Origin of the sequence: Nocardia sp. NPDC058499 (assembly GCF_042719915.1) — a bacterium.
GTDB lineage: Bacteria > Actinomycetota > Actinomycetes > Mycobacteriales > Mycobacteriaceae > Nocardia.
The window spans coordinates 1-24,845 of the sequence record NZ_JBHXMZ010000007.1 but is presented as its reverse complement, the minus strand read 5'-3'; the positions used below and the strand labels follow the sequence as shown (position 1 = coordinate 24,845).

Sequence of the window (24,845 nt, the reverse complement as noted above, 5' to 3'; positions counted from 1 at the left end):
ATGGGAGCATGCGCCTCACGGTCCTCGGGTGCTCGGGCAGCGTGTCCGGCCCGGATTCCCCAGCGTCGGGTTATCTGCTCACCGGCCCGGATATGTCGCCGGTGGTCATCGATTTCGGTCCCGGGATCCTCGGCGCGCTGCAGCGATACGCCGATCCGGGCGAGGTCGACATCTTCCTCACTCATCTGCACGCCGATCACTGCCTGGATCTGCCGGGTCTGCTGGTCTGGCGGCGCTACCATCCGACACCGCCCACCGGGCAGGCCATCGTCCGCGGGCCCTCCGACGCCCCGCTGCGGATCGGTAATGCTTCCGCCGAGGTCGGTGGCGAATGCGACGACTGGTCCGATGTGATCGATTTCCGGCCGTGGGCCGAGGGAGAAACGGTCGAGTTCGGTCCCGGCCACACTCTCACCGCGCGCCGTATGTTCCATCCGCCGGAGTCCTACGGACTGCGTATCGTCACCGCGGCCGGCCGCACCTTCGTCTACACCGGCGATACCGCCGTCTGCTCGGCCGTTCAAGAACTGGCCCAGGGCGCGGACGTTCTCATGGCCGAGGCCTCCTGGACCCACGATCCGGCGAATCGTCCCGAAGGCATACATCTTTCGGGCACCGAAGCCGGCCGGATCGCGGCCGCGGCGGGCGTCGGGGAACTGCTCCTCACCCATATCCCGCCGTGGACTTCCCGCGAAGACGTCATCGCCGAGGCCAAAGCCGAATTCACCGGCCCCGTGCACGCCGTGACACCGGGCGAAACCTTCGAGCTGTAATTTTGGCGCCGACTTCGTCGGCGCGGGGTTTTGGCCCCCTTTGGTCCCTGCTGTCAGCACTCGACACTCGCGGCTGCGCCGCATCCCATCGAGCACTGACAGCAGGGACGGGCCAAAACCTTCGAGGGCCTCGTAAGACTCGGCGCCGCCGCTGGTTGCGTGGGGCTTCCACGCCTGTGTAGCCGCCGGGTGTCCGATAGGGCTCGGCACCGCCGATTACGTCGGCTGTGGGCCGGGAGCACCCTGTGCCACACGCCGCGGTAACGCTGCTGTGGACGATCGGTCCTGGGACGACCGGGGTGTCCGCTCGTTTCGGTGGGGAGCTTCGGTCTCCTTGGGCACCGGTAGTGTCGCTGTGCTCGATCGGTCCTGGGACGACGGAAGTGCCCACCCGTTCCGGTGGGCAGGCTCGGTCACACCGGGCAGATACAGGAGCATTCTCACCGGGTCCGGCGCGGCGATCCGACGCTGCGACCCCGGCGGATACCGGCACGGGGACCCCACTACGCTGAGCCCGTGTCGAGACGAGCCGATGGCAGGGCGGACGACGAGCTCCGCGAGGTACGGATAACCCGAGGTTTCACCACGCATCCGGCCGGTTCGGTGCTGGTCGAGTTCGGGCAGACGCGGGTGATGTGCACGGCCAGCGTCACCGAGGGCGTACCGCCGTGGCGGCGCGATTCCGGGCTGGGCTGGCTCACCGCCGAGTACGCGATGCTGCCGGCCGCCACCCACACCCGTAGCAGCCGGGAATCGGTCAAAGGGAAGGTCGGCGGACGTACCCAGGAGATCAGCCGGTTGGTCGGCCGGTCCCTGCGCGCCTGTATCGACCTGGCCGCCATCGGCGAGAACACCATCGCCGTCGACTGCGATGTCCTGCAGGCCGACGGCGGTACCCGCACCGCCGCGATCACCGGCGCCTATGTCGCGCTGGCCGATGCCGTCACCTACCTCGGTGCCGCGGGCGGGCTGGCCGATCCGCAGCCGATCTCCTGCGCGATCGCCGCGGTCAGCGTCGGAGTCGTGGACGGCCGGGTCCGGCTGGACTTGCCGTACGAGGAGGACTCGCGCGCGGAGGTCGATATGAACGTCGTCGCCACCGATACCGGCACCCTGGTGGAAATCCAGGGCACCGGCGAAGGCGCGACCTTCCCGCGTTCCACCCTCGACAAGCTCCTGGACTCCGCACTCGCGGGCTGCGAGCAACTGTTCGCGGTGCAGAAGGAAGCGCTGGCGCTGCCCTATCCGGGTGTGCTGCCCGAAGCGCCGGAACCGGCGAAGAAGAAGTAGATGACCCGTCGCGTTCTGCTCGCCAGCCGCAACGCCAAGAAACTGAACGAGCTGCGCCGGATCCTGGACGAGGCCGGTGTCGCCGGGCTCGAGATCGTCGGGCTCGACGATGTCCCGGAATACCCGGAGGCTCCGGAAACCGGGGCGACCTTCGAGGAGAACGCGCTGGCCAAGGCACACGACGGCGCCCGGGCGACCGGGTTGCCGTGTATCGCCGACGATTCCGGGATCGCGGTGGACGCGTTGAACGGGATGCCGGGCGTCCTGTCGGCCCGCTGGGCCGGCCGCCACGGCGACGACGCCGCGAACAACGCCTTACTGCTCGCACAGCTGTCCGATGTGCCCGACGATCGCCGCGGCGCGTACTTCGTCTCGGTGTGCGCGCTGGTGCTGCCGGAGGGCGCGGAGACCGTGGTGCGCGGCGAATGGCCCGGAACCATCGCCCGCGCACCGCAGGGTGACGGCGGTTTCGGCTACGACCCGCTGTTCCATCCCGACGGCGGTGAGCTGAGCGCGGCTCAGCTCACCCCGGCCCAGAAGGATGCGGTCTCGCACCGCGGCCGCGCGCTGGCCGAATTGCTGCCGGCGCTCACCCGGCTGGCCGGCTGAGCAAGTACCCCGATCAGACCGCGAAGTCGCGTTTCACCTGCACGGTGTTGCGGTGCTCGACGAAGAACGACAGCAGCGGGATCGTGCCCGCGAGCAAGGTGCCGATGGTGCGTTTGATCGGCCAGCGCACCTTGACCGCGAGGTCGGCGGTGAGGATCAGGTAGATGAAGTACGCCCAGCCGTGCACCAGCGCGATCCACGACGGGGTGTCCACGCCGAACCCATACTGGGCGATCATCTCGGCGGTGAGCAGCAGCAGCCACAGACCGGTGACCCAGGCGAGCACGCGGTAGCGCAGCAGCGCACCCGCGATCTTGCGGTCTCCGGCGGGCCGCGCGGGCTCGGCGGCGACGGTGGTTTTCTCGCTGGCGGTCAACCGGCGCTCCTCTCGGGATCGCGGGCTTCGCTGCCCGCTTGGTCGCCGGCGTTCAACCGGGCGAGGTAGCTGTTGTATTCGGCGAGCACCGGGTCGGCGTCGCGGGCGGCTTTCGGCCGTTCCGGCAGGAAACCGGCCGGAATTTCGCGCGGTTCCCGGACAGCGGTGGTGCGACGGCGACCCGGCCGTGCCGGTCCGTCGTTGCCGGCCGGTTCCGCACCGGCCGGTGTCGATCCCGCCGCGCCGGTTGTGCCCGCCGAGTCCGCGGCCTGGTCTGCAGTTTCGCCGCCGGCGGCATCCTCCGCCCCGGCTTCCTGCTCCAACCGCACGAAGCGGAAGTAGGCGAAGAGCGCGAATGCGCCGAACAGTGGCCACTGCATCGCATAGCCGAGGTTCTGCGCTGTCCCGCTGGCCGAGGAGAACCGCTCCATCTGCCACCAGCCCAATGCCAGCGCGGCCACCGCGAGCACAACCGCCAGGACGATCAGAGCCGGGCGGTGCACGGTACGGCGGGGTGTTTCGGACACGGCTACCACGGTACCCGTCTACTACACCGGCCGTAGTGTGAGGTGCGCGTCGCGCGGCCGGCCGTCGGCGCCGGTCAGAGGTCGTAGACGACCCCGGTCATCCGCTCCGACTCTTCCCACAACCGCCGCCACAGGCCCGTGTTCCTCGACAACCGGGTCGACGGCGAGGCAGCCACCGGGCCCTGGGACTGGAACAACCGGGTCGGCCCCCAATAGGTCTGCGGATCGGCATCCGGCATCGTCGCCGCGAACAAGGTGGAATGCGCCGCCTTCGCCGGGGCGTGCCCGACCAGCCGGATCACCGGTTTGCTGACCAGGTCGAGCGGGGTTTCGGTGCGGGTGAACAGTTCGGTGGCCGATACCCCGGGATGCACCCCGTAGGACCGTTTCGGTGAGCCGGCGGCCGCCAGCCGGCGCTGCAGTTCGCGCGCGAACATCAGGTTGGACAGTTTGGCCTGCGCGTAGGCGAGGTTGCGCTGGTAGCGGCGGTTCTCGTAGTTCAGGTCGTCGATCCAGAGTTTGGGTGTCTGTTTGTGGGCGATGCTGGCGAGGGTCACCACCCGGTCGCGCATCCGGTCCAGCAGCAGTCCGGTGAGGGCGAAATGCCCGAGGTGGTTCACCCCGAACTGGGTTTCGAAACCGTCCACGGTCCGGGAGAACGGCACATTCATCAGGCCCGCATTGTTGACCAGCACATCGAATTCACCGGTGGTTTCGGCGAATTCGCGGATCGAGGACATATCGGCCAGGTCCAGCCGGCGGACCTGGAGATCACCGCCGATGCTGTCGGCGACCTCGCGGGCCTTCTCGGTGTTGCGGCAGGCCATCACCACGGTGGCCCCTTTACCGGCCAGGACCTTGGTGGTCTCGGCACCGAGGCCGCCGTTGGCTCCGGTGACGACAAAAGTACGCCCGCGCTGGTCGGGCATCTGATCGGGTTTCCACGCCATGACCCGACCTTACTGCCGAGTAAGATCGCTGTGAAGGGCGACACCCACCTCTCGACACCTCGGCGGACCGCACGGTTCGCGACTCCGCGCACGGGTGTCGGTGGGGCGCAGTAGGCTGCCCGAGTGCCCGAACTCCCGCCCGTATCGACCCTGCTGGCGACCGCCGTAACCGCACTCGGCGGTAAGGAGCGCCCTGGTCAGATGACCATGGTGGCCGCGGTGGACGATGCCATCGAGACCAAACGCCATCTCGCGGTCCAGGCCGGTACGGGCACCGGGAAATCCCTGGCCTACCTGGTGCCCAGCCTGCGGCATGCGGTCCGCACCGGGCGCACGGTGGTGGTCTCCACCGCCACCATCGCCCTGCAGCGGCAGCTGGTGGACCGGGATCTACCCCGGCTGGCGCAGGCCCTGGCGAAACCACTCGGGCGGCCACCGGAATTCGCGATCCTCAAGGGCCGCAACAACTATCTCTGCCTGAACAAGATCAACAGCGCCATCCCCGAGGAACCGGCCGAAGCGGAGTTGTTCGACGCCTTCGCGGTCTCGCGGCTCGGTCGCGAGGTCAAACGGCTCAACGAATGGGCCTCCGATACCGAGACCGGCGACCGCGACGAACTCGCCCCCGGGGTCAGCGACCGCGCCTGGCGGCAGGTCAGTGTCTCGTCGCGGGAATGTCTGGGCAAATCCCGCTGCCCCTTCGGTCAGGATTGTTTCGCCGAACGCGCCCGCGCCGAATCCGCGCAGGCCGACGTGGTCGTCACCAATCACGCGCTGCTGGCCATCGACGCCATCAGCGGTATCCAGGTGCTGCCGGAACACGATGTGGTGGTCGTGGACGAGGCGCACGAACTGGTCGACCGGGTCACCGGCGTCGCGACCGCCGAACTGTCCGCGACGGCCATCAGCGCCGCCGCCCGGCGCTGCGCCAAACTCATCGACGAGCAGGAGGTCGATCGGCTCGAGGCGGCCGCCGAAGCCTGGCACGGCGCCCTCGAGGATCTCGGCCCGAACCGCTGGGAGGCACTGCCCGACGGAATCGGCCAGGTGCTCGCCCTCATCCGGGATGCCGCCTGGAACGCACGCACCGCGCTCAACCCGCAGGGTTCCGCCGCGCCGGGATCCGATCCGGAAGCCGCCGCCGGCCGGAATATGGCCGTGGCCGCGGTCGAGGAGATCCACGACGGCGCGGTCCGCGCCCTCACCGCGTTCGACGAACCCGATCCCGCGGCGCGCCGCGATGTGGTGTGGTTATCGGCCGACGAGATCCGCGGTGTCACCCGCCGCTCGCTGCATATGGCACCGCTGGCCGTCGGCGGATTGCTGCGCAGCCAGTTGTTCGGAACGGCCACGGTCATCCTGACCTCGGCGACCCTGCAGATCGGCGGTACGTTCGACGGCCTGGCGCGCACCTGGGGCCTGCCGCCGGAATCCGGCGGCAAGGTCGATCCCGCACTGGCCAACGGTGCGGAGGCCCCCGCGGATACCGATACCGTCCGCTGGTCCTCGCTGGATGTGGGCTCGCCGTTCGACCATGCGAAATCCGGGATCCTCTACGTCGCCAAACATCTACCCGCTCCGGGCCGTGACGGTCTGCCGCCGGCCTATCTCGACGAAATCGAACGGCTGGTCTCGGCCGCGGGCGGGCGTACGCTGGGGCTCTTCTCGTCCATGCGCGCCGCGAAATCGGCCACGGAGGCCCTGCGTTCCCGGCTGAAGACACCGATCCTGTGCCAGGGTGAGGATTCCACCGGCGCGTTGGTGCGCAAATTCGCCGACGACCCGGAGACCTCGCTGTTCGGCACCCTTTCCCTGTGGCAGGGTGTCGATGTCCCCGGCCCGTCGCTGAGCCTGGTGATCCTGGACCGGATCCCCTTCCCGCGCCCCGACGATCCGCTGCTGGCGGCCCGTCAGCGCGCGGTCGAATCCCGCGGCGGCAACGGCTTTCTCACCGTCGCCGCCAGCCACGCCGCCCTTCTGCTGGCCCAGGGCACCGGGCGCCTGCTGCGCAGCGTCGACGATCGCGGCGTCGTGGCCATCCTCGACCCGCGCCTCGCCACCGCACGCTACGGCGGTTACCTACGTGCCTCACTGCCCCCGTACTGGGAGACCGCCGACCCGGAAGTCGTGCTGAAGGCCCTGCACCGTCTGGACTCCGCCGCAACGGTCTGATGTCTGCGGCGCGGCCGAGCCGGGCGGACACCTGTATCCGCACCCACACGACCGCCCGGAATGTCCAGTCGTAGCACCGAGTTCAGTGACGCCGTAGGGCCTTCGAGACCGATCGCCGGCTTGCCGCTCCGGTTCTACCGGCTTGCCGCTCGAGTGCTGATGCAATCGGTGCCGCCGCACTGGTTACGGTTGCCGTGGGCACCGGAGCTGCCTCGGCCTGCCAGTGCCGGAGCCCGCCGGCCGCGGGGCCGGCACCGGCCGCTCCGATATCCGCCCGGGCTAGAGGGCCGCTTTGCCGATCAACGTGGCACCGGCCGCCACCACCGCGGTGACCACCGAGAGCACACCCCACGTCAGACCGGTGCGCGCCCAGGGGCGACCGTAGTCCACCGAAAACCGCCCGGGACCGGTGAAGGCGAACGCCAAGGCGACCACGGCGAACAACAAGCCCATCTCGTAGCCGCCGAGTAATCCCTTGCCGAAACCCGTGTTGACGATGACGATTCCGGTACCCAGCACGATTGCTGCCGCCAGCGGGGTGAACGCACCCAACGCGAGCAGTAGCCCACCGGCGAATTCGCTCACTCCGGCCAGCGTTCCGAATATCTTGCCCGGCTCGAAACCCATTTTCTCGAACCCCGCGTTGTTCGCCGCCAGACCCTCGCCGCCGAACCATCCGAACAGCTTCTGCGCGCCGTGGGCGGCGAACAACAGGCCGAAGACCAGCCGCAGGATCAGCAGGCCGGTATCACCGGATATCGACCCGCCCTGGGTCGTGGCGGCGCGTTCGAGCGTCGTATCGGCAGTCACGGGAACCCCTCGTTGTCGCAGTTACCCAGCCGGGGAGACGAAACGAGCGAGCTCCGGTCAACGCGGCCAGGTTAGCCTAACCTTGCCACGTTTCGGGCTATTCCGCGAGCAGGAAGAAGTACGCGAGGAAGATCACCGTCAGGACCCACATCACCGGATGCACTTCCCGGAACCGGCCCCGCGCCACCATCACCACGGGATAGAAGATCATCCCCATGGCCAGACCGTTGGCGATCGAATACGTCAGCGGCATCATGATGATCGTGATGAACGCCGGGACCGCGAACTCCAAACGGCTCCAGTCGATATCGCCGAGCGAACGCGCCATCAGCACCCCGACCACGATCAGCGCCGCCGCGGTTACCGCACCCGAACCCGCCACCACCGCGAATATCGGGAAGAAGAACATGGCCACCGCGAACCAGGCGGCGGTCACCACCGCGGTGAGCCCGGTCCGGCCGCCGGCCGAGACACCGGCCGTCGATTCCACATAGGCTGTCGTGGTGGAGGTTCCGATCACCGCACCTGCCATCGTGCCCACCGCATCGGCCGACAGCGCACTCGACGCCCGCGGCAACTCACCCTTCGCGTTCAGCAGGCCCGCCTGGTTCGCCACCCCGATCAGCGTGCCGGACGCATCGAAGAAATCCACGAACAACATGGTCAGCACCACCACCGCCATCTGCGCGGTGAACGCGTCGGGCAGATGGACCACCGCCTGGCCGAAGGTCTCATCGAGACCCTGCGGCATGGAGACCACCCCGTCGGGGATATCCACCAGACCGGTGAGCATGCCGATCACCGCCGTCGCCACGATGCCGTACAGCACCGCGCCGTGCCAGCCGCGGACGAGGAAGACGACGGTCAGCACGAGTCCGAACAACGCCAGCACCGTGGTGCCCTGGGTGAAATCACCGAGCCCGACCAGGGTTGACGAATTGTCCACCACGATGCCCGCGTTCTTCAGTCCCAGAAACGCCACGAAGGTGCCCACCCCGGCCGCGACGGCCAGTTTCAACTGCAACGGGATCGCGTTCAGGATCTTCTCGCGGATCTTGGTGACCGCGAGAACGAAGAAGATCACACCCGACAGCAGCGTGCCGGATAACGCGACTTGCCACGGGATCCCCATGCCGAGCACCACCGAATAGGCGAAGAACGCGTTCAAGCCCATCCCGGGGGCAAGCGCGACCGGATACCGGGCCCACAAGCCCATCACGAGCGTCCCCACCACCGCCGCCACCGCGGTCGCGGTGAACACCGCCTGCGTGGGGATACCCTGCGCGCCGAGATCACCCTGGTCGCCGAGGATGGAGGGGTTGACCGCGAGGACGTAGCACATCGCCAGGAACGTCACAGTCCCCGCCATCAACTCGCGTCGCATGGTCGAGCCGTGGATCCCGATTCCGAAGAACGAATCCACCCGTCCGCGAGTCCGGGTCAGAAGACCTGTGGCCATGGCATCTCCAGTCGGCTAGCAAAACTCCGTCCCGGCGGTTGCCGCCCACCCCGGTGCGGTTAGACGCAGGTCAGCGCCAGTGGAACGGTATCGGAAACTTGTTACGAACCGAAGTCGCACCGCGCCCGCGCCCGCCGGGCCGGTAGTCCTGTAGCGCATCGGCGACGGCCGAAATCACAGACCGCAAACCCGCGATCCGGTGACGCCCGGCCGCACTCGGTTCCGTAGACTCACGCGAAAGTTCGTGCGCGCCCGATTCCGACCACGACGACGGGTCTGAATCCGGCGCGCGATACGACCAGCCCGCTCTACTCGCCGGCGAGGCACTACCCGGGCTCACCCTGCGCCGAGCCATATGACGCAACTCATGCGTTCGCGACCAAACCCAGCTCCGCGTGCGAGGACAACAGTTCGTGGGCGGGTAGCACGCGGACCGTATAGCCGATCGAGCCCGGCAGCGGTATCGGGGTTTCGACCGTGAACACCTCCACGGTGGATTCGGGTGTCTCCCGGCCGGTCGACGACATCGTGGTGAGGGTGGTGTCGAACAGCTCGTCGTCGGGCGAGACCCGGCCCAGCACCGCCTGCACCACCACGTCCTGTGGCGCGAGCCCACCCAGGTCCACGCGTGCGGTCAGCGACAGGGGCGCACCGGGAACCGGAGCGTCGGGCAGGCCGGTGGCGTCGGCCTGGAGCACCCGCACCCGCGACCAGGCGTGCGTCACCCGGTTCCGGTACTCCGCGACCTCGCGCGCACCGCGCAGCTCCGACTCGGTGGCCCGCCGGTACGCGGCCGCGGCCGGAGCGTAGTACTGCTGCGCGTAATCGCGCACCATCCTGTCGGCCTGCACTTTCGGGCCGAGAGTGCGCAGGGTGTGGCGCACCAGCTCGAGCCAGCGCACCGGCAGACCGTGCGTATCGCGCTCGTAGAACCGGGGAGCGACGGTGCGTTCCATCAGGTCGTAGAGCGCGGTGGCCTCCAGATCGTCGCGGCGTTCGTCGCCGACACCGTCGGCGGACGGGATGGCCCAGCCGTTCTCGCCGTCGAACATCTCGTCCCACCAGCCGTCCCGGATGGACAGGTTCAGACCGCCGTTGAGCGCCGATTTCATCCCCGAGGTTCCGCACGCTTCGAGGGGGCGCAGGGGATTGTTCAGCCACACATCACAACCCCAGTACAGGTACCGGGCCATGGACATGTCGTAATCGGGCAGGAAAACGATCCGGTGCCGGACGGCCGGGTCGTCGGCGAAACGCACCACCTGCTGGATGAGCGCCTTACCGCCTTCGTCGGCGGGGTGGCTCTTACCCGCCACCACCAGCTGCACCGGACGGTCCGGGTCCAAGAGCAGCGCGCGAAGCCGCTGCGGGTCGCGCAGCATGAGCGTCAACCGCTTATAGGTCGGCACCCGCCGCGCGAAGCCGACAGTGAGCACCTGCGGGTCGAAAACATTGTCCACCCACGATAATTCCGCTTCGGCCGCACCACGCTGCAACCATGAGACACGCAGCCGCCGGCGCACCTCCGCGACCAGCGTCGCGCGCAGGGTGTTGCGGACCCCCCACAGCCGCTCCGGCGCCAGGTCACCGAGCTGGGCCCACCCGCCGGCACCCTCCAGCAGCTCACCCCATTCACGCGCCGCCCAGGTGGGCGCGTGCACACCGTTGGTCACCGAACCGATCGGCACCTCGGCGGTATCGAAACCGGGCCACAGCGGATTGAACATCTCCCGGCTCACCTCCCCGTGCAGCCGCGAAACACCGTTGGCGCGCTGCGCGAGACGCAACCCCATATGCGCCATATTGAACACCGCCGGATCGGCTTCCCGGCCCAGCCCGACGATGCGGTCCACACCGATACCGGGCAGCAGCGGCGAATCCGCCTCCCCCGCCGACCCCCCGAAATACCGGTGCACCAGCGATACCGGAAACCGGTCGATACCGGCGGGGACCGGAGTGTGCGTGGTGAACACGGTCCCGGCCCGCACCGCGGCCAGCGCGGTATCGAAATCGTGCCCGGCGGCGAGATATTCGCGAATTCGTTCGAGCCCGAGGAAGCCCGCATGCCCCTCGTTCATATGGAAGACCTCCGGATCCGGGAGACCGGCCGCCGCGGTGTAAGCCCGTACCGCCCGCACTCCCCCGATACCGGCCAGGATCTCCTGTTCGATCCGGTGATCCTGGTCGCCGCTGTAGAGCCGGTCGGTGACGGCACGCAGATCCGGGTCGTTGGCGGCGAGATCGGAATCCAGCAGCAGCAGCGGAACCCGGCCCACCTGCGCGATCCACACCCGCGCCGCCAGCACCCGCCGATCCGGCATCGCCACATGCACCAGGACCGGCGAACCGTCGGCCGTCAACGGCCGCAGCGGCAGCCCCTGCGGGTCGAGCGCCGGATACCGTTCGACCTGCCAGCCATCGGCGCTCAGCGACTGCCGGAAATATCCCGACCGGTAGAGCAGCCCGACCGCGATCAGCGGAAGACCCAGATCCGAGGCTGCCTTCAGATGATCGCCGGCCAGGATCCCGAGACCACCGGAATAGTTCGGCAGCACCTCGCTGACCCCGAACTCCATCGAGAAGTACGCGATCCCCCCCACCCCGAAATCCGCCCCCGGCCGATCCAGGTAATCCCGCAGGTCCGCAGCCGCCGCGTCCAGCGACGCGCAGTACTCGGCATCGTCGGCGAGCTCGGTCAGCCGCCCGGCCGGCACTTCCTGCAGCATCCGCACCGGGTCGTGCCCGAACTCCGCCCATCGCAGCGGGTCCAGTGCGGCGAAAACATCTTGCGTCGGGCCATGCCACGACCAGCGCAGATTGGTCGACAATTCGCCCAGCGCGGCCAAACGCTCCGGCAGATGGGCGCGGACGGTGAACCGACGCAGTGCCTTCATGAGGTAATTCTGGCGCGCCTGCGGCGCGCGGGGTTTTGGCCCCCCTCGGTCCCTGCTTTCCGCACTCGACACTCGCGGCGGCGCGGTGGAAAACACATTGCCGATCGAGCGACGTCTTCGTTATCGTTTCGGGCGTGATTTCCTGTGTTGTGTCGATGAAGCCCTGGTCGCGCCGCTGACGGCGGCGACCGGAATTCCGACGTTCTTCTGAAGCCGCCGTCCGAGCTGTCGTGCCGGGCGGTGCCGTTGCGCTGTCCCGGCTCCCTACTCGAGCCGCGGAGCTTCAGTGTCTCTTTCTCCTACCTCTGTCTCCCATTCCGGCCACAGCGGTCCGTCTACACCCGGACCTCTGCCGGAAGACCTCGCACCGAGTGCCCTGCCGGCGGGCGCGCATGCCCATATCCGGGCGACGTCCGTGCACGTGACCGTCGGGCCGCGCGCGGTTCTCACCGACGTGTCCGTCACCGTATCCGCGCGTTCACGGCTCGCCGTCGTCGGTGAGAACGGGCGGGGCAAAACTACCCTGCTGCATGTACTGGCCGGGCTGCATCGGCCCGACAGCGGCACGGTGGCCAGGGTGGGCACCATCGGGGTGGCCCGCCAGGCCGTACCGTTCCGCACCGGCGAAACGGTGGGGGCCCTGGTCGCCGAAACCATCGCACCGGCCCTGCGCGCCCTGCGGGATCTCGACACCGCGACCGTCGCCCTTACCGACGGCGCGCCCGGCGCCGACGACGCGTACGCGGCAGCGCTGGAGGCCGCGACCCGGCTCGACGCCTGGGATGCCGAGCGGCGGGTCGATATCGCCCTGTCCGCCCTGCACGCGTGCACCGACCGGGAACGCCCGCTGGCGACGCTGTCGGTGGGACAGCGCTACCGGGTCCGGCTGGCGTGCCTGCTCGGCGCCGCCCACGACATCCTGCTGCTGGACGAGCCGACCAATCATCTCGACCGGGACGGGCTGGTGTTCCTGACCGAACGCCTGCGGGCCCGAGCGGGTGGCCTGGCCGTGGTCAGTCACGACCGCGCGCTACTGCGCGATATCGCCACGGAATTCCTCGACCTGGACCCGAGCCGCGACGGCCGCCCGCAACTGTTCACCGGTGGCTACACCGGCTGGCAGGAGGGCCGGCGCCGGGCCCGGGAGAGCTGGGAGAACGAGTACGCCGATCAACTCGCCGAACGCGCCCGCCTGCGCGAGGCCGTCACGACCGCCCGTGACCGCCTCAGCACCGGCTGGCGACCCGGCAAGGGGCACGGCAAACATCAGCGGCAGTCCCGCACTCCGGGTCTGGTGCAGGCGTTGAATCGGCGCCAGGCCGATCTCGACGCCCACACGGTGACCGTGCCGGAACCCCCGCTGCGGCTCCGTTTCCCGGAACTCACCGTCCGGCCCGGCGCACCATTGCTCCACTGCGCGGAGGTCACCGTGGCGGGGCGGCTGCATTCCCCAGTCGGTCTGGCTCTGGTGGCGGGTGATCGGCTACTGGTCACCGGCCGCAACGGCGCCGGTAAGTCCACTCTGCTGGCTGTTCTGGCCGGTGAACTCGAACCGTCCACCGGCAGCATCCACCATCACGGCGCGGCCCGGATCGTCCGGATCGATCAGGAGGTGCCGGCCTGGGAGCCCGAACTCACCGCGCAGCAGCTCTACGACCGCCATATCCGGGGCCTCGAATTGCACCACGACGTCGACCCGATCCCGTTGACCGCAACCGGGCTGCTGGAAAACAGTCGCGGCACACCCCCGTCGGCAGACTCTCCCAAGGTCAGCAGCGCCGACTCCACCTCGCCCTCCAGCTGGCCTTCCGCCCCATGGTCCTGATCTGCGACGAACCGACGAACCACCTCTCGATATCCCTGGTAGACGAACTCACCGCCGCCCTCTCGGACACCCCCGCAGCAGTCGTAGTGGCCACCCACGACAGGCAAATGCTCACCGACCTCGCACACTGGCCTCACCTCCCCCTGCACCAAACGGCAAACGAACACGAGTCATGATCACCACCGACGATGATCGCGATTTCGGTGCCCACAGCAAAGGGCCCACCTCCGTGGTTCGGGGCCCGTCTCGGATCTGGACTGACGGAGCGGGGGAGCGAAGCGGAGGAGCGGAGGAGGGAAGATTCGAGACCTCAGGGCCCCGAACCCGCGGCGCCGGAGGCGCCGCAAATATCATCGCGTGGATGACCGGACGCATCGCCATCGATGACACCGCCCCGTATATCCCCGGAGGGTATCCGGCGAAGGCGGTGGTCGGGGAAGTGTTCCCGGTGCGGGCCGTCGTATGGCGCGACGGCCACGGTGCCGTCGGCGCGAGCCTGGCGGTCCGCGCACCGGGGTCGACGCGGTCCGTCCGGGCCCCGATGACTCCCGACTACGAACCCGACGTGTTCAACGGCATCTTCACCCCCGACCGGCCCGGGTTGTGGCATTACCGGGTGGAGGGCTGGGCCGATTCGATCGCGACCTGGCGGTCGGCGGTCGAGGCGAAACTGGCGGTCGGGCAGAGCGCACCCGATCTGGCCAACGATCTGGAGATCGGGGCGCGCCTGTTCGACCGGGCGGCGCAGGCGGTCGGTAAGAAGCAGTTCGAGCGGTTGCGGGCGGTGGCGGCGGCGCTGCGCGGCACCGAGCCGCTGCCCGCCCGGGTCGCGCCCGCGTTCACCGACGAGGTGGCCGAGATCCTGCGCGCGAATCCGCTGCGGGATCTGGTGACGCGCGGCCCGCAGTTCTCGGTGCTGGTGGAACGGCCGCGCGCGCTCACCGGCTCCTGGTACGAATTCTTTCCCCGCTCGACCGGCGGCCGCGATGCCGGCGGCAACCCCGTGCACGGCACCTTCGCCACCGCAACCGCCGAGCTGCCCCGTATCGCCGCAATGGGTTTCGATGTGGTCTACCTGCCGCCGATCCACCCGATCGGCAGGGTGAACCGCAAGGGCCGCAACAACGCCCTCACCGCCGGTCCCGGCGATGTGGGGTCCCCGTGGGCGATCGGCGCGGCCGAGGGCGGCCACGATGCATTCCACCCGCAGCTCGGTACCGAAGCCGATTTCGCCGCGTTCGTCCGCGCCGCCGCCGACCTGAAGCTCGAGGTGGCCCTGGATCTGGCGCTGCAGTGCGCGCCCGATCATCCGTGGGTCACCGCGCATCCCGAATGGTTCACGACCCTGCCGGACGGCACGATCGCCTACGCCGAGAACCCGCCGAAGAAGTACCAGGACATCTATCCGCTCGATTTCGACAACGACCCCGACGGCCTGTACGCCGAGGTCCTGCGGGTGGTGCGGTATTGGACCGGACTGGGCGTGAAGATCTTCCGGGTCGACAACCCGCACACCAAACCGGCGGATTTCTGGGAATGGCTGATCGCCGCGATCCGCCGTACCGACCCGGATGTGGTGCTGTTGTCGGAGGCCTTCACCTATCCGGCCCGCCTGTACGGTTTGGCCCGGCGCGGTTTCAGCCAGTCCTACACCTATTTCACCTGGCGCACCCATAAACACGAGCTGACCGAGTTCGGCCGCGAACTCGCCGCGAAAGCCGACGAGGCGCGACCCAACCTGTTCGTCAACACCCCGGATATCCTGCACGAAAGCCTCCAGCACGGCGGCCCGGGCATGTTCGCCATCCGCGCCGTCCTCGCCGCCACCCTCGCCCCGAGCTGGGGCGTCTACAGCGGCTTCGAACTCTACGAACACCAACCCGTACGCCCGGGCAGCGAGGAATACCTGGATTCGGAGAAGTACGAACTGCGCCCCCGTCCCTTCGCCGACGCCCGCGCCCGCGGCGAATCCCTGGAGCCGTGGCTGACCAGGCTCAACGAGATCCGCCGCCGCCACCCGGCGCTGCGGCAGCTGCGCTGCCTGCATTTCCACCACATCGACAACGACAACCTGCTGGCGTATTCGAAGATCGACCCGGCGACCGGCGATGCCGCCCTGGTGGTGGTGAACCTGAACCCGTTCACCGCCGAACAGGGCATGCTCTCCCTGGACCTGCCCGCCATCGGCCGCGAATGGCATGACCATCCGGTGGTTCACGACGAGATCAGTGGCGAGGAGTACCACTGGGCGCAGACCAACTACATCCGGTTGGACCCGGCCCGTGCGGTCGCCCACGTCATCGCCCTGCCGCCGGTGCCGCATCATGCCCGCGCCGGCCTCGCCTACCGGCGGACGCTGCGGTGAACCGGCGCGATCTGCTGCTGCTGGCCGCGGGCAGCCATCCCGATCCGCATACCGTGCTGGGCGCCCACCCGGCACCGGACGGCACCATCGTGCGGGTGCTGCGGCCGGAAGCGGAATCGGTGTCGATCCGGGTCGGCGGCGCCGACCATCGGCTGGCTGCGCTGGGCCACGGGGTCTTCGGCGGCACCCTCCCCTACCCGGAACTGCTGGACTACCGGGTCGTCACCGCCTACCCGCACCACCCGACCACGGTGCTGGCCGACGGCTACCGCCACCTACCGACCCTCGGCGAACTCGATCTGCATCTGATCGGCGAAGGCCGCCATCAGCGGTTGTGGGAGGTACTCGGTGCGCATCCCCGCCGCTATCCGGGCCTGGACGGCGAGGTCACCGGGGTGTCGTTCGCGGTGTGGGCACCCAATGCCCGCGGCGTCACCGTTTTCGGCGATTTCGACCACTGGCAGGGCGGTACCTGGCCGATGCGCGCCCTCGGCACTTCGGGTGTCTGGGAGGTTTTCGTCCCCGGCGCCGCACCCGGTGATCGCTACAAATACCGCGTGCACGGTGCCGACGGCCGCGTCGCCGACCACGCCGACCCCGTCGCGTTCGCCACCGAACTCCCCCCGGCCACCGCATCCGTCGTCACGGCGACACAGCACAACTGGACCGATCAGCGCTGGCTCACCGACAGAGCCCACACCGATCCGGCGCGCGCGCCCCTGAGTGTGTTCGAACTGCATCTCGCCTCGTGGCGGCCGGGGCTGGGCTACCGCGAACTCGCCGAACAACTCAGCGAATACGTACGCCGCCTCGGCTTCACCCATGTGGAACTGCTACCCATGGCCGAGCATCCCTTCGGCGGCTCCTGGGGTTATCAGGTCACCTCCTACTACGCCCCCACCGCGCGGTTCGGCAGCCCGGACGATTTCCGCGCCTTCGTCGACCGCATGCATGGCGACGGGATCGGCGTCATCCTCGACTGGGTGCCCGGGCATTTCCCCCGCGACGCCTGGGCATTGGCCCGATTCGACGGCACCCCGCTCTACGAACACCCCGACCCCCGCCGCGGTGAACAACCCGCCTGGGGCACCTACGTTTTCGATTACGGCCGTCCCGAGGTCCGCAACTTCCTGGTCGCCAACGCCCGCTATTGGATCGAGGAATTCCATATCGACGGGCTTCGGGTCGACGCGGTCGCCGCCATGCTCTACCTGGACTACGGCCGCCCCGACGGCGGGTGGGAGCCGAATATCCACGGCGGCCCGGAGAACCTCGAAGCAGTCGATTTCCTCGCCGAACTGAACGAGAGCCTGCACGGCTCGTACCCGGGTGTGCTGACGATCGCCGAGGAATCCACCACCTGGCCCGGTGTCACCCGGGCGACCGAGGTCGGCGGCCTGGGTTTCACCATGAAATGGAATATGGGCTGGATGCACGACACGCTCGGCTATCTGAGCCGCGACCCCGTGCACCGCACCTGGCACCACAACGAGATCACCTTCTCGCTGATGTACGCGTGGAGCGAGAGCTACGTGCTGCCCATCAGTCACGACGAGGTCGTGCACGGCAAAGGCACCCTGTGGACCCGGATGCCCGGCGACGAGTTCGCCAAGGCCGGCGGCGTCCGCGCGCTACTGGCCTACATGTGGGCCCATCCCGGTAAACAGCTGCTGTTCATGGGTCAGGAATTCGGCCACTACCGCGAATGGTGGCACGATCACAGCCTCGACTGGCACGAACTGGACAACCCGCTGCACCGCGGTATCCAGCTCCTGGTCGCCGACCTCAACCGCGGCTACCGCGAACACCCGGCCCTGTGGAGCCAGGACACCACCCCCGGCGGCCATTCCTGGATCAGCAGCGACGACCGCGACGCCAACGTGCTGGCGTTCCTGCGGCACGCCGCCGATGGCAGCGTCGTCGCCTGCGTCTGCAACTTCTCCGGCAACACCTACACCGATTACCGGATCGGCCTGCCGCTCCCCGGCGACTGGCTGGAAATTCTGAACACCGATGCCCTCGAGTACGGCGGAACCGGCGCCGGAAACCTCGGCGTCGTCCACGCCGAGCCTGTACCCCTGCACGACCGCCCCGCATCCGCCGGGGTCACGGTGGGCCCACTCAGCGTCATCTGGCTCGTCCCCCGGCATTGACCGGATCACCCCGTCCCCGGAAGCCTCAGAGTTCCCGCACCGATCCAGGACCAGCCGGGTCACTATCCGCCGGTCGGTCCGTAGACACACGCCCTCGAGCCGTCACGGGTTCCTGTGCCGGGGCCGCAGTAGTCGCCGCCGCGGGCCCTACCGTCCGGGCAAGCCGCTCGCGCCCATAGTTCGCGAGCAAGGCCCGGCTTCGGCCGCCTCGTGGTTCGTACAACGTCCGTCCACACTCACGTTCGGCGCAGCGGCGGCCCAGTTGCATGAGGCACACCGAGCTGATACCCGGTACCTGTCGACGTCAGTAGAGGGCAGTCGCCAGCTTCCGGCGGGCCGCGACCACAAAGGGCTCCGACTGGTCGAACAGCTCGAACAGTTCCACCAGCCGGGTGCGCACCGTAGCCCGCTCATCGCCCGAGGTCCGTTTGATCAGACCGATCAGCCGGTCGAATGCGGCTTCGGGTTGCTGCTGGAACATCTCCACATCGGCGGCGTCCAATGCCGCCGCCACATTGCCCGGATCCGCGTCCGCGGTCGCGGTCGCCGTCTCTGGCAGCTGCTGGGCCCGCCCGAGGAATTTCACCTGACGCAGCGCGGCCTTGGCCTCGGCGTTGGCCGGTTCCTGGGAAAGAATCGATTCGTAGGCCGATTCCGCACCCGCGAAATCGCCCTGCTCCAGTAGCGCTTCGGCGGCGGCGAATCGAGGGTCGGCGGGCGGCTCCGACGGCTCACCATCCGGATCACCTTCGAGCTTGCCCTCCACCGCCTGGACGACGGCGGCGAGCCACTGCCGGACCTGATCCTCCGGCTGGCCACCCTGGAAATCGGCGAGCGGCTGGCCACCCGCGACGGCGACCACCGTGGGAATGCCCTGGACGCCGAAGGCCTGCGCGATCCGCATATTGTTCTCGGCCTCGACGGCGGCCAGATCCCAGGTGCCGTTCGCCTCGTCCAGGAGCCGCTCCAGCAGCTGCACCAATTCGATGCTGCCGGGGCTGCGCTGCGAATACAGCGCCACCACGACCGGCACCTGCATGGAGCGGCGCAGAACCTTGGTCTCGAAATCCGCCTCGGTGACCGTATGGTCACCGGCCGCGGCCGCCGCACCCGCGGGCGGCTGTTTCAGGGCGGACAGATCCACCGCCCCGGACATGGCGGCGGCAGCGGCTGGTGAAGGACGGCGTGGTGCTGGTCGAGTCACGGGTTCCAGTCTGTCACGACGAGGCGGCGAGAGTCTTCGGGGACTCGGTGCCGGCCGCACCCTGCCGGTCGAACTTGCCGGTACGCACGGCCCACACCTCGAACAACACGGTGAAGAACGGCGGGATGCTGGACAGCAGCGCCAGCACGGTGGTCTTCCAGTTCCATTCGAACTCGCGCGCGGTCACGAGCGCGATCAGAACGAACAGGACGAAAACGCCGCCGTGCACCGGGCCGAAGATCTTCACGCCGATCTCGTTGCCCTCTTCCGGAAGGTATTTGAACGCCATTCCGGTCAACAGGCCCAGCCAGGACAGCGCCTCGAGCACGGCGAAGAAACGGAACCTGCCGGCGGTGGTGCGCAGACCAAGAAAGTTCATGCGCACCATTGTGCCCTAGCCACTACGCCGCGTCGTAGTCGAACCGGTCACACCGGTCATACCGGACGTTCAGACCCGGACGATCAGCGCATCACCCTGGCCACCGCCACCGCACAGCGCCGCCGCACCGACCCCGCCGCCGCGCCGCTTCAGCTCCAGCGCCAGATGCAGCACGATCCGCGCACCCGACATTCCGAGCGGATGCCCGATGGCGATGGCGCCGCCGTTCACATTGACCTTCGCCGGGTCGATCCCGAGCGCGCGAGTGGAGGCGATACCCACCGCCGCAAACGCTTCGTTGATCTCCACCAGATCCAGGTCCGCCGGGGCGATGCCCTCCTTGGCACACGCCTTGGCAATGGCGTTGGCCGGCTGATCCTGCAGCGTCGAATCCGGGCCGGCGACCATACCGGCAGCACCGATCTCGGCGATCCAGCTCAACCCGAGTTCCTGCGCCTTGGTCTTGCTCATCACCACGACCGCCGCCGCGCCGTCGGAGATCTGCGACGCCGAGCCCGCGGTGATGGTGCCGTTCTTGCTGAACGAGGGCCGCAGCTTCGACAGCGATTCCGCGGTCGTATCGGCGCGGATACCTTCGTCCTGCCGGAACTGCACCGGGTCGCCCTTACGCTGCGGCACCTCGACCGGCACCACCTCGTCGTCGAACACCCCGTTCTTCCATGCGGCGGCCGCCCGCTGATGCGAGGCCGCGGCGAAGGCATCCTGATCGGCGCGGGTCACCGGGTCGGTCTCGTTGCGCTGCTCGGTGAGGGCGCCCATCGCCTGATCGGTGAAGATATCGTGCAGGCCGTCGTAGGCCATATGGTCGCGCAGCGTCACATCGCCGTACTTGAACCCCTCGCGGCTCTTCTCGAGCATATGCGGAGCCCGGCTCATCGATTCCTGACCGCCGGCGACCACGATCTCGTGTTCCCCCGCCCGGATCAACTGGTCCGCCAGCGCGATGGCGTTGATACCGGACAGGCACACCTTGTTCAGGGTGAGTGCCGGAACATCCATCGGGATACCGCCGGCGACCGCGGCCTGCCGAGCCGGAATCTGCCCCGCGCCCGCGGTGAGCACCTGCCCCATGATCACGTAGTCGACCTGGTCGCCACGGACGCCGGCCTTCTCCAGGGCACCGGCGATCGCGACACCACCGAGTGCGGAGCCGCTGAAATCCTTCAGGCCACCCAGCAGCCGGCCGACCGGGGTACGCGCACCGGCAACGATCACGGAGTTGGTCACGACAAGCCTCCTGTATCTATGGCGCCGCCTCCGGCGGCACGGGTCGGGGCCCTATTGACCCCTGGAGACGTCCAGGCCGACCGGACGCGCTACCCGGGAGTAACGCATCGTGCGGACGACTCCACGGTAACCCGCCGACCCCGGCATTCCGCCCGCAGGGATGCGCAGATCACCTGCGAGGACATGACGGCAGTCGCCATCAGTTTCCGGTATCCGGGTGGGTACACACCGGCAGCGCACCAGAACGCGCTACGTTCGAAGAGTGAGCACCGCTACCCCGTCATCAGAATTCATTCCCGCCGACTACGTCGTCGCAGTCGATCACGTAGGCATCGCCGTACCCGATCTGGACACGGCCGTGGCTTGGTACGCCGAGAACCTCGGCCTGGTCGAAACCCACCGCGAGGTCAACGACGAACAGGGCGTCCAGGAAGCGATGCTGTCCGCTCCCGCCGCCGAGGACGATTCGACTGCTCTGCAGTTGCTGGCACCGCTGGATGCGACCTCCACCATCGCGAAATTCATCGACCGCAGCGGACCGGGCCTGCAGCAGTTGGCTTTCCGGGTCACCGATATCGACGCCGTTTCCGCATATCTACGCGATCTCGGCGTGCGTTTGCTGTACGAGGCGCCGCGCCGCGGCACCGCCGATTCCCGCATCAATTTCGTCCACCCGAAGGATGCTGGCGGTGTGCTGGTCGAGTTGGTCGAGCCGGACCCGAATGTTACGCACTAGTATCGTAATCGGACCGTTAGGCGTACCTCCGATAACATTCCCGGTCGGCTCACCATGGGCCGGTCTCAGGCTGTAGTTTGTTGGCCATGTCGTCACCCGAGTCCGATCGCAATCGCTTCGTTGCGCTGCCCTTCACCGTCGTGCGCAAGGGTTATGCGCAAGACGAGGTACGTAACTATTTCGACCGTTTCGATGCCGAGTTGCGGGTCACCGCCACCGACCGCGATGCCGCTGCCGCCCAGGCCCGCAACCTCGCCAGTCAGCTGGAGGATGCCCGCGACGAAATCGACGAGCTCCGTAAGGAAGTCGACCGGCTGTCCGTCCCGCCGACCACCGCGGAAGGGATGAGCGATCGCATCTCCCGGATGCTGCGATTGGCTTCCGACGAGGCCTCCGAGGTCCGCGCGCTGGCGCAGGCCGAGGCCGCGGAGATGGTTTCCATCGCCGAGCAGCAGGCCGCGGAGATGCGCGGTAAGTACGAATCGCTGCTCGCCGAAACCAAGGAGAAGCGCGAAGCCCTCGAAATCGAGTACGAGCAGACCCTCGCGAACGCACGTACCGAATCCTCGAAGATCATCGAAGCCGCCCAGGCCGAGGCCGAGCGCCTGGCCAAGGAGTCCGACGCCAAGCGCAAGGCCACGCAGCAGGACTTCGAGGTCACCATGGCCGAGCGTCGCACCAAGCTGACCCGCGCCATGGAGGAGCTGGAGGCCACCAGCCGCGCCGAGGCCGCACAGCGGATCAAGGACGCCACCGACGAGGCCAACCGCCTCATCACCTCCGCCACCCAGACCTCCGAGCGCAAGATCGCGCACGCCAAGGAACTGGCCGAGGAGATGCGCGTCCTGCGTGGCCGCGTCCTGGCCCAGCTGCTCGGTATCCGCGGCCAGCTCGATTCGGTGCCGGCCATGCTGGCTGCCGTCAACCGGGAGAGCGAACTGCTCGACGGGGTGCCCGAACAGTCGCGTAAATCGATCGGCAGTGGGCAGAACAAGTCGGTATCCGGCCGTAACAATCAGAAGGCGATCCCCGAGGTGAACGCCGAAGACGAGTCGGAAGATATCGTCGACGAAGAACGCGAAAACGCCGACATCAGCAACTAGAGCTCCCTCAGAGCTGCTGTCGGAACGTGTACGGCGACACGACAAATCACTCCGGAGGCCGCCCCCACGGGGGCGGCCTTCCTCATATCGAGACACCGCGCGCCCGGCCTTGCAAAGGCCGGATTCATACCGAAAACCCCCGCCCGCCCGAAGCCGGGCGATGGCGGTCTCCACCGCGTGGGTGTCGTCGCCCCCTGCCGGGCAGGGCAGCAAGCCCAGCACATCGTTGTGGCCGATCCCCGGCGTCCCTTCTCACTCCACCGGACATGTCCGGCCCGGGTGCGCCCCGGCGCCGGACAGTTCGCTGTGTCGCCGCATCCCGCCGGTTCATATCGGACTTCTGATCAGCACCCCGAGTCCGGCTGGGGCACCCGCCCACGAAGCCGGCGACGCCGCTGTAGCGCCCGTGTTCACCCGGCCCGTTTCCCCGGACGCTCTCCACCGCTCAGCCCACTGTTCCGTGGGGCACGATCCGTTCCCTGGGTCGGCCGGTGAGATCCCCGATGAGCTCGAAGTCGTGGCCGTCGTGCAGAAGGTGAGATATGCGAGCCCGGCGGTGGCGGCGAAGACGAGGTCCATCCGTGGGGCGTATCGCAGACGATCCCGTGTCGGGACAGCCCGGTGGTAGTCCGAGGTTACGAAAGCGGCCGACACGACGACCGGCTCAGGACCACCGTCGCGTGATCCCCCGGGTGCCCCGCCCGCTCCAACAGCCCCGATGCCAATGCCGGCGGTCCGTCTCCCCGCTACCGGCAGGCCAGGCCACCACATGCGGAACTCCCGGCATGATCTCGTGATCGCAGCCCGGGCAGCGGTACCTTTTCACCGCCCGGGCGCCGGGCACCGTCCGCACCACGTACTCGTCGCCGTCCGGTCCGGCTTCGGTCCGGCGGTAGACATCGCCCAGCCCGGTGCCCAACCGTTGCGGCTGCGCTCCGTAACGCCCGCTGCGCGGTTTTCGTCGTGGCATGGCTTCCAGCTTAGAAGAGCCGGAATTCGTTGCTCTCGGTCCCGCGCAGAGCGTTGTAATCCAGGGTCAAGCACCGGATCCCGCGATCCTCGGCCAATGTCCGCGCCTGCGGTTTGATCTGCTGCGCCGCGAACACCCCCGCCACCGGCGACAGCAGCGGGTCCCGGTTCAGCAACTCCAGGTAGCGCGTCAGCTGTTCCACCCCGTCGATTTCGCCCCGCCGTTTGATCTCCACCGCGACCGTCCGCCCGTCCGCGTCCCGGCACAGCAGGTCCACCGGCCCGATAGCGGTCATGTACTCGCGACGGATGAGGCTGAACCCCGTACCGAGGGTTTCCACATGCTCGGCCAGCAACTCCTGCAGATGCGCCTCGACCCCGTCCTTCACCAGCCCCGGATCCACCCCGAGTTCATGGCTGGAATCGTGCTCGATCTCCTCGATCCCGATCCGCAGCTCCTCCCCCGCCTTATTGCTCACCACCCACAGTTCCTTGAACTGCCCCGCCGCGGCATCCGGCTCCCGCTCCTCCAGCCAGCACGGCGGACTCATCCAGTTCAGCGGCTTATACGACCCCCCATCCGAATGCACCAGCACCGACCCATCCGCCTTCAACATCAACAGTCGGCGAGCCATCGGCAGATGAGCGGTCAACCGCCCCACATAGTCGACCTGGCAACGAGCAATCACGAGTCGCATCCGGCAGAGTCTAGGCCCTGCGCGTGCGAGCTCCGGAACGGCGCCTCGACGAGGCGCATGGCCAGATCTCCGCGCAGCGATCACCATGAGCGCCGGCCGTGCAATCCGGCCGATCCCAGCACAAGCGGACCAGCAGGGCCGCGGACAGGCTTGGATACATACCCCGAAACGCACTCTAGGGGCCCACAAATGTGGGCCCCTAGAGGGAATTATGTTCCGGCGGTGTCCTACTCTCCCACACCCTGTCGAGTGCAGTACCATCGGCGCTGGCAGGCTTAGCTTCCGGGTTCGGAATGGGACCGGGC

General features: G+C 68.2%; 20 protein-coding genes, 1 rRNA gene and 1 pseudogene. 10 read left to right on the top strand and 12 right to left on the bottom strand.

The features are described 5' to 3' along the window. Nucleotides 1-8: 8 nt before the first annotated feature. The 3 genes from ACFWPH_RS21375 to rdgB all read left to right on the top strand — a co-directional run bounded on the left by ACFWPH_RS21375 (nucleotide 9) and on the right by rdgB (nucleotide 2,672). The gene (locus ACFWPH_RS21375) at nucleotides 9-773 is read left to right on the top strand and encodes a cyclic nucleotide-degrading phosphodiesterase (RefSeq protein WP_280415327.1); all 765 of its coding nucleotides are present in this window, start codon (nucleotides 9-11) and stop codon (nucleotides 771-773) included. Nucleotides 774-1,289: 516 nt separating this feature from the next. Continuing rightward, the gene (rph, locus tag ACFWPH_RS21370) at nucleotides 1,290-2,063 is read left to right on the top strand and encodes a ribonuclease PH (RefSeq protein ID WP_062979532.1); all 774 of its coding nucleotides are present in this window, start codon (nucleotides 1,290-1,292) and stop codon (nucleotides 2,061-2,063) included. Further along, the gene (gene rdgB, locus ACFWPH_RS21365; RefSeq protein ID WP_378753599.1) at nucleotides 2,064-2,672 is read left to right on the top strand and encodes an RdgB/HAM1 family non-canonical purine NTP pyrophosphatase; all 609 of its coding nucleotides are present in this window, start codon (nucleotides 2,064-2,066) and stop codon (nucleotides 2,670-2,672) included. A 13-nt stretch (nucleotides 2,673-2,685) separates the two neighbouring features. Here rdgB and ACFWPH_RS21360 read toward each other — a convergent pair whose 3' ends face one another. The 3 genes from ACFWPH_RS21360 to ACFWPH_RS21350 form a co-directional block, all read right to left on the bottom strand. Then, entirely contained in the window at nucleotides 2,686-3,048 is a 363-nt protein-coding gene (locus ACFWPH_RS21360; RefSeq protein ID WP_280413866.1) for a DUF3817 domain-containing protein, read from the bottom strand. Then, the gene (locus tag ACFWPH_RS21355; RefSeq protein ID WP_378753597.1) at nucleotides 3,045-3,575 is read right to left on the bottom strand and encodes a transcriptional regulator; all 531 of its coding nucleotides are present in this window, start codon (nucleotides 3,573-3,575) and stop codon (nucleotides 3,045-3,047) included. Before ACFWPH_RS21355 ends, ACFWPH_RS21360 begins: the two co-directional genes overlap by 4 nt. Nucleotides 3,576-3,649: 74 nt before the next feature. Next, complete coding sequence (locus ACFWPH_RS21350; protein WP_378753595.1) at nucleotides 3,650-4,525, bottom strand: oxidoreductase; 876 nt, start codon at nucleotides 4,523-4,525, stop codon at nucleotides 3,650-3,652. A gap of 123 nt (nucleotides 4,526-4,648) precedes the next feature. Between ACFWPH_RS21350 and ACFWPH_RS21345 the strand changes: the two genes are divergently transcribed. Continuing rightward, a complete protein-coding gene (locus ACFWPH_RS21345) occupies nucleotides 4,649-6,697 on the top strand; it encodes an ATP-dependent DNA helicase (RefSeq protein WP_378753593.1) in 2,049 nt (682 codons plus the stop codon). Between the two features lie 279 nt (nucleotides 6,698-6,976). Here ACFWPH_RS21345 and ACFWPH_RS21340 read toward each other — a convergent pair whose 3' ends face one another. The 3 genes from ACFWPH_RS21340 to glgP all read right to left on the bottom strand — a co-directional run bounded on the left by ACFWPH_RS21340 (nucleotide 6,977) and on the right by glgP (nucleotide 11,860). Continuing rightward, the gene (locus tag ACFWPH_RS21340; protein ID WP_378753591.1) at nucleotides 6,977-7,507 is read right to left on the bottom strand and encodes a DoxX family protein; all 531 of its coding nucleotides are present in this window, start codon (nucleotides 7,505-7,507) and stop codon (nucleotides 6,977-6,979) included. 97 nt (nucleotides 7,508-7,604) lie between these two features. Further along, a complete protein-coding gene (locus ACFWPH_RS21335) occupies nucleotides 7,605-8,966 on the bottom strand; it encodes an NCS2 family permease (protein ID WP_378753589.1) in 1,362 nt (453 codons plus the stop codon). A gap of 365 nt (nucleotides 8,967-9,331) precedes the next feature. Continuing rightward, nucleotides 9,332-11,860, bottom strand: a complete 2,529-nt coding sequence (glgP, locus tag ACFWPH_RS21330) for an alpha-glucan family phosphorylase (RefSeq protein ID WP_378753587.1) — start codon at nucleotides 11,858-11,860, stop codon at nucleotides 9,332-9,334. Nucleotides 11,861-11,945: 85 nt separating this feature from the next. Between glgP and ACFWPH_RS21325 the strand changes: the two genes are divergently transcribed. From ACFWPH_RS21325 to glgB, 4 genes and pseudogenes are all read left to right on the top strand, one after another. After that, nucleotides 11,946-12,071: a hypothetical protein gene (locus tag ACFWPH_RS21325; RefSeq protein WP_378753585.1), complete on the top strand. Its 126-nt coding sequence runs from the start codon at nucleotides 11,946-11,948 to the stop codon at nucleotides 12,069-12,071. Between the two features lie 138 nt (nucleotides 12,072-12,209). Continuing rightward, a pseudogene (locus ACFWPH_RS21320) lies at nucleotides 12,210-13,861 on the top strand (ABC-F family ATP-binding cassette domain-containing protein). Between the two features lie 185 nt (nucleotides 13,862-14,046). Then, a complete protein-coding gene (locus ACFWPH_RS21315) occupies nucleotides 14,047-16,050 on the top strand; it encodes an alpha-1,4-glucan--maltose-1-phosphate maltosyltransferase (protein ID WP_378753583.1) in 2,004 nt (667 codons plus the stop codon). Continuing rightward, entirely contained in the window at nucleotides 16,047-18,203 is a 2,157-nt protein-coding gene (gene glgB, locus ACFWPH_RS21310) for a 1,4-alpha-glucan branching protein GlgB (RefSeq protein WP_378753581.1), read from the top strand. Before ACFWPH_RS21315 ends, glgB begins: the two co-directional genes overlap by 4 nt. 304 nt (nucleotides 18,204-18,507) lie before the next feature. On the opposite strand, the gene ACFWPH_RS21305 is transcribed toward glgB, so the two are convergent. The 3 genes from ACFWPH_RS21305 to ACFWPH_RS21295 form a co-directional block, all read right to left on the bottom strand. Then, entirely contained in the window at nucleotides 18,508-19,359 is an 852-nt protein-coding gene (locus tag ACFWPH_RS21305; protein WP_378754246.1) for a co-chaperone YbbN, read from the bottom strand. A gap of 61 nt (nucleotides 19,360-19,420) precedes the next feature. Then, the gene (locus tag ACFWPH_RS21300) at nucleotides 19,421-19,786 is read right to left on the bottom strand and encodes a DUF3817 domain-containing protein (RefSeq protein WP_378753579.1); all 366 of its coding nucleotides are present in this window, start codon (nucleotides 19,784-19,786) and stop codon (nucleotides 19,421-19,423) included. 69 nt (nucleotides 19,787-19,855) lie between these two features. Continuing rightward, entirely contained in the window at nucleotides 19,856-21,034 is a 1,179-nt protein-coding gene (locus ACFWPH_RS21295) for an acetyl-CoA C-acetyltransferase (RefSeq protein ID WP_378753577.1), read from the bottom strand. Between the two features lie 262 nt (nucleotides 21,035-21,296). Here ACFWPH_RS21295 and mce point away from each other — a divergent pair, with 262 nt between their 5' ends. Then, nucleotides 21,297-21,770 carry a methylmalonyl-CoA epimerase gene (mce, locus tag ACFWPH_RS21290; protein ID WP_378753575.1) on the top strand — a complete coding sequence of 158 codons (474 nt, stop codon included), beginning with the start codon at nucleotides 21,297-21,299 and terminating at the stop codon, nucleotides 21,768-21,770. A gap of 86 nt (nucleotides 21,771-21,856) precedes the next feature. After that, on the top strand, nucleotides 21,857-22,873 hold the full coding sequence (locus ACFWPH_RS21285; RefSeq protein WP_378753573.1) for a hypothetical protein: 1,017 nt from the start codon (nucleotides 21,857-21,859) through the stop codon (nucleotides 22,871-22,873). A gap of 664 nt (nucleotides 22,874-23,537) precedes the next feature. Here the strand turns inward: ACFWPH_RS21285 and ACFWPH_RS21280 are convergent. The 3 genes from ACFWPH_RS21280 to rrf form a co-directional block, all read right to left on the bottom strand. Continuing rightward, nucleotides 23,538-23,843 (bottom strand): hypothetical protein, encoded by a 306-nt coding sequence (locus tag ACFWPH_RS21280; protein WP_062980390.1) that lies wholly within the window; start codon nucleotides 23,841-23,843, stop codon nucleotides 23,538-23,540. A 10-nt stretch (nucleotides 23,844-23,853) separates the two neighbouring features. Further along, a complete protein-coding gene (gene nucS / locus ACFWPH_RS21275) occupies nucleotides 23,854-24,540 on the bottom strand; it encodes an endonuclease NucS (protein WP_378753570.1) in 687 nt (228 codons plus the stop codon). Between the two features lie 214 nt (nucleotides 24,541-24,754). Beyond that, nucleotides 24,755-24,845 (bottom strand): 5S ribosomal RNA (gene rrf / locus ACFWPH_RS21270); the annotation flags it as partial.

Coding starts and splice junctions, on each gene's coding strand:
- ACFWPH_RS21375 (WP_280415327.1), top strand. CDS start 9: ATGCGCCTCACGGTCCTCGGGTGCTCGGGCAGCGTGTCCGGCCCGGAT.
- rdgB (WP_378753599.1), top strand. CDS start 2,064: ATGACCCGTCGCGTTCTGCTCGCCAGCCGCAACGCCAAGAAACTGAAC.
- ACFWPH_RS21350 (WP_378753595.1), bottom strand. CDS start 4,525: ATGGCGTGGAAACCCGATCAGATGCCCGACCAGCGCGGGCGTACTTTT.
- ACFWPH_RS21335 (WP_378753589.1), bottom strand. CDS start 8,966: ATGGCCACAGGTCTTCTGACCCGGACTCGCGGACGGGTGGATTCGTTC.
- glgP (WP_378753587.1), bottom strand. CDS start 11,860: ATGAAGGCACTGCGTCGGTTCACCGTCCGCGCCCATCTGCCGGAGCGT.
- ACFWPH_RS21315 (WP_378753583.1), top strand. CDS start 14,047: ATGACCGGACGCATCGCCATCGATGACACCGCCCCGTATATCCCCGGA.
- ACFWPH_RS21305 (WP_378754246.1), bottom strand. CDS start 19,359: ATGTCCGGGGCGGTGGATCTGTCCGCCCTGAAACAGCCGCCCGCGGGT.
- ACFWPH_RS21300 (WP_378753579.1), bottom strand. CDS start 19,786: ATGAACTTTCTTGGTCTGCGCACCACCGCCGGCAGGTTCCGTTTCTTC.
- ACFWPH_RS21285 (WP_378753573.1), top strand. CDS start 21,857: ATGTCGTCACCCGAGTCCGATCGCAATCGCTTCGTTGCGCTGCCCTTC.
- ACFWPH_RS21280 (WP_062980390.1), bottom strand. CDS start 23,843: ATGCCACGACGAAAACCGCGCAGCGGGCGTTACGGAGCGCAGCCGCAA.
- nucS (WP_378753570.1), bottom strand. CDS start 24,540: ATGCGACTCGTGATTGCTCGTTGCCAGGTCGACTATGTGGGGCGGTTG.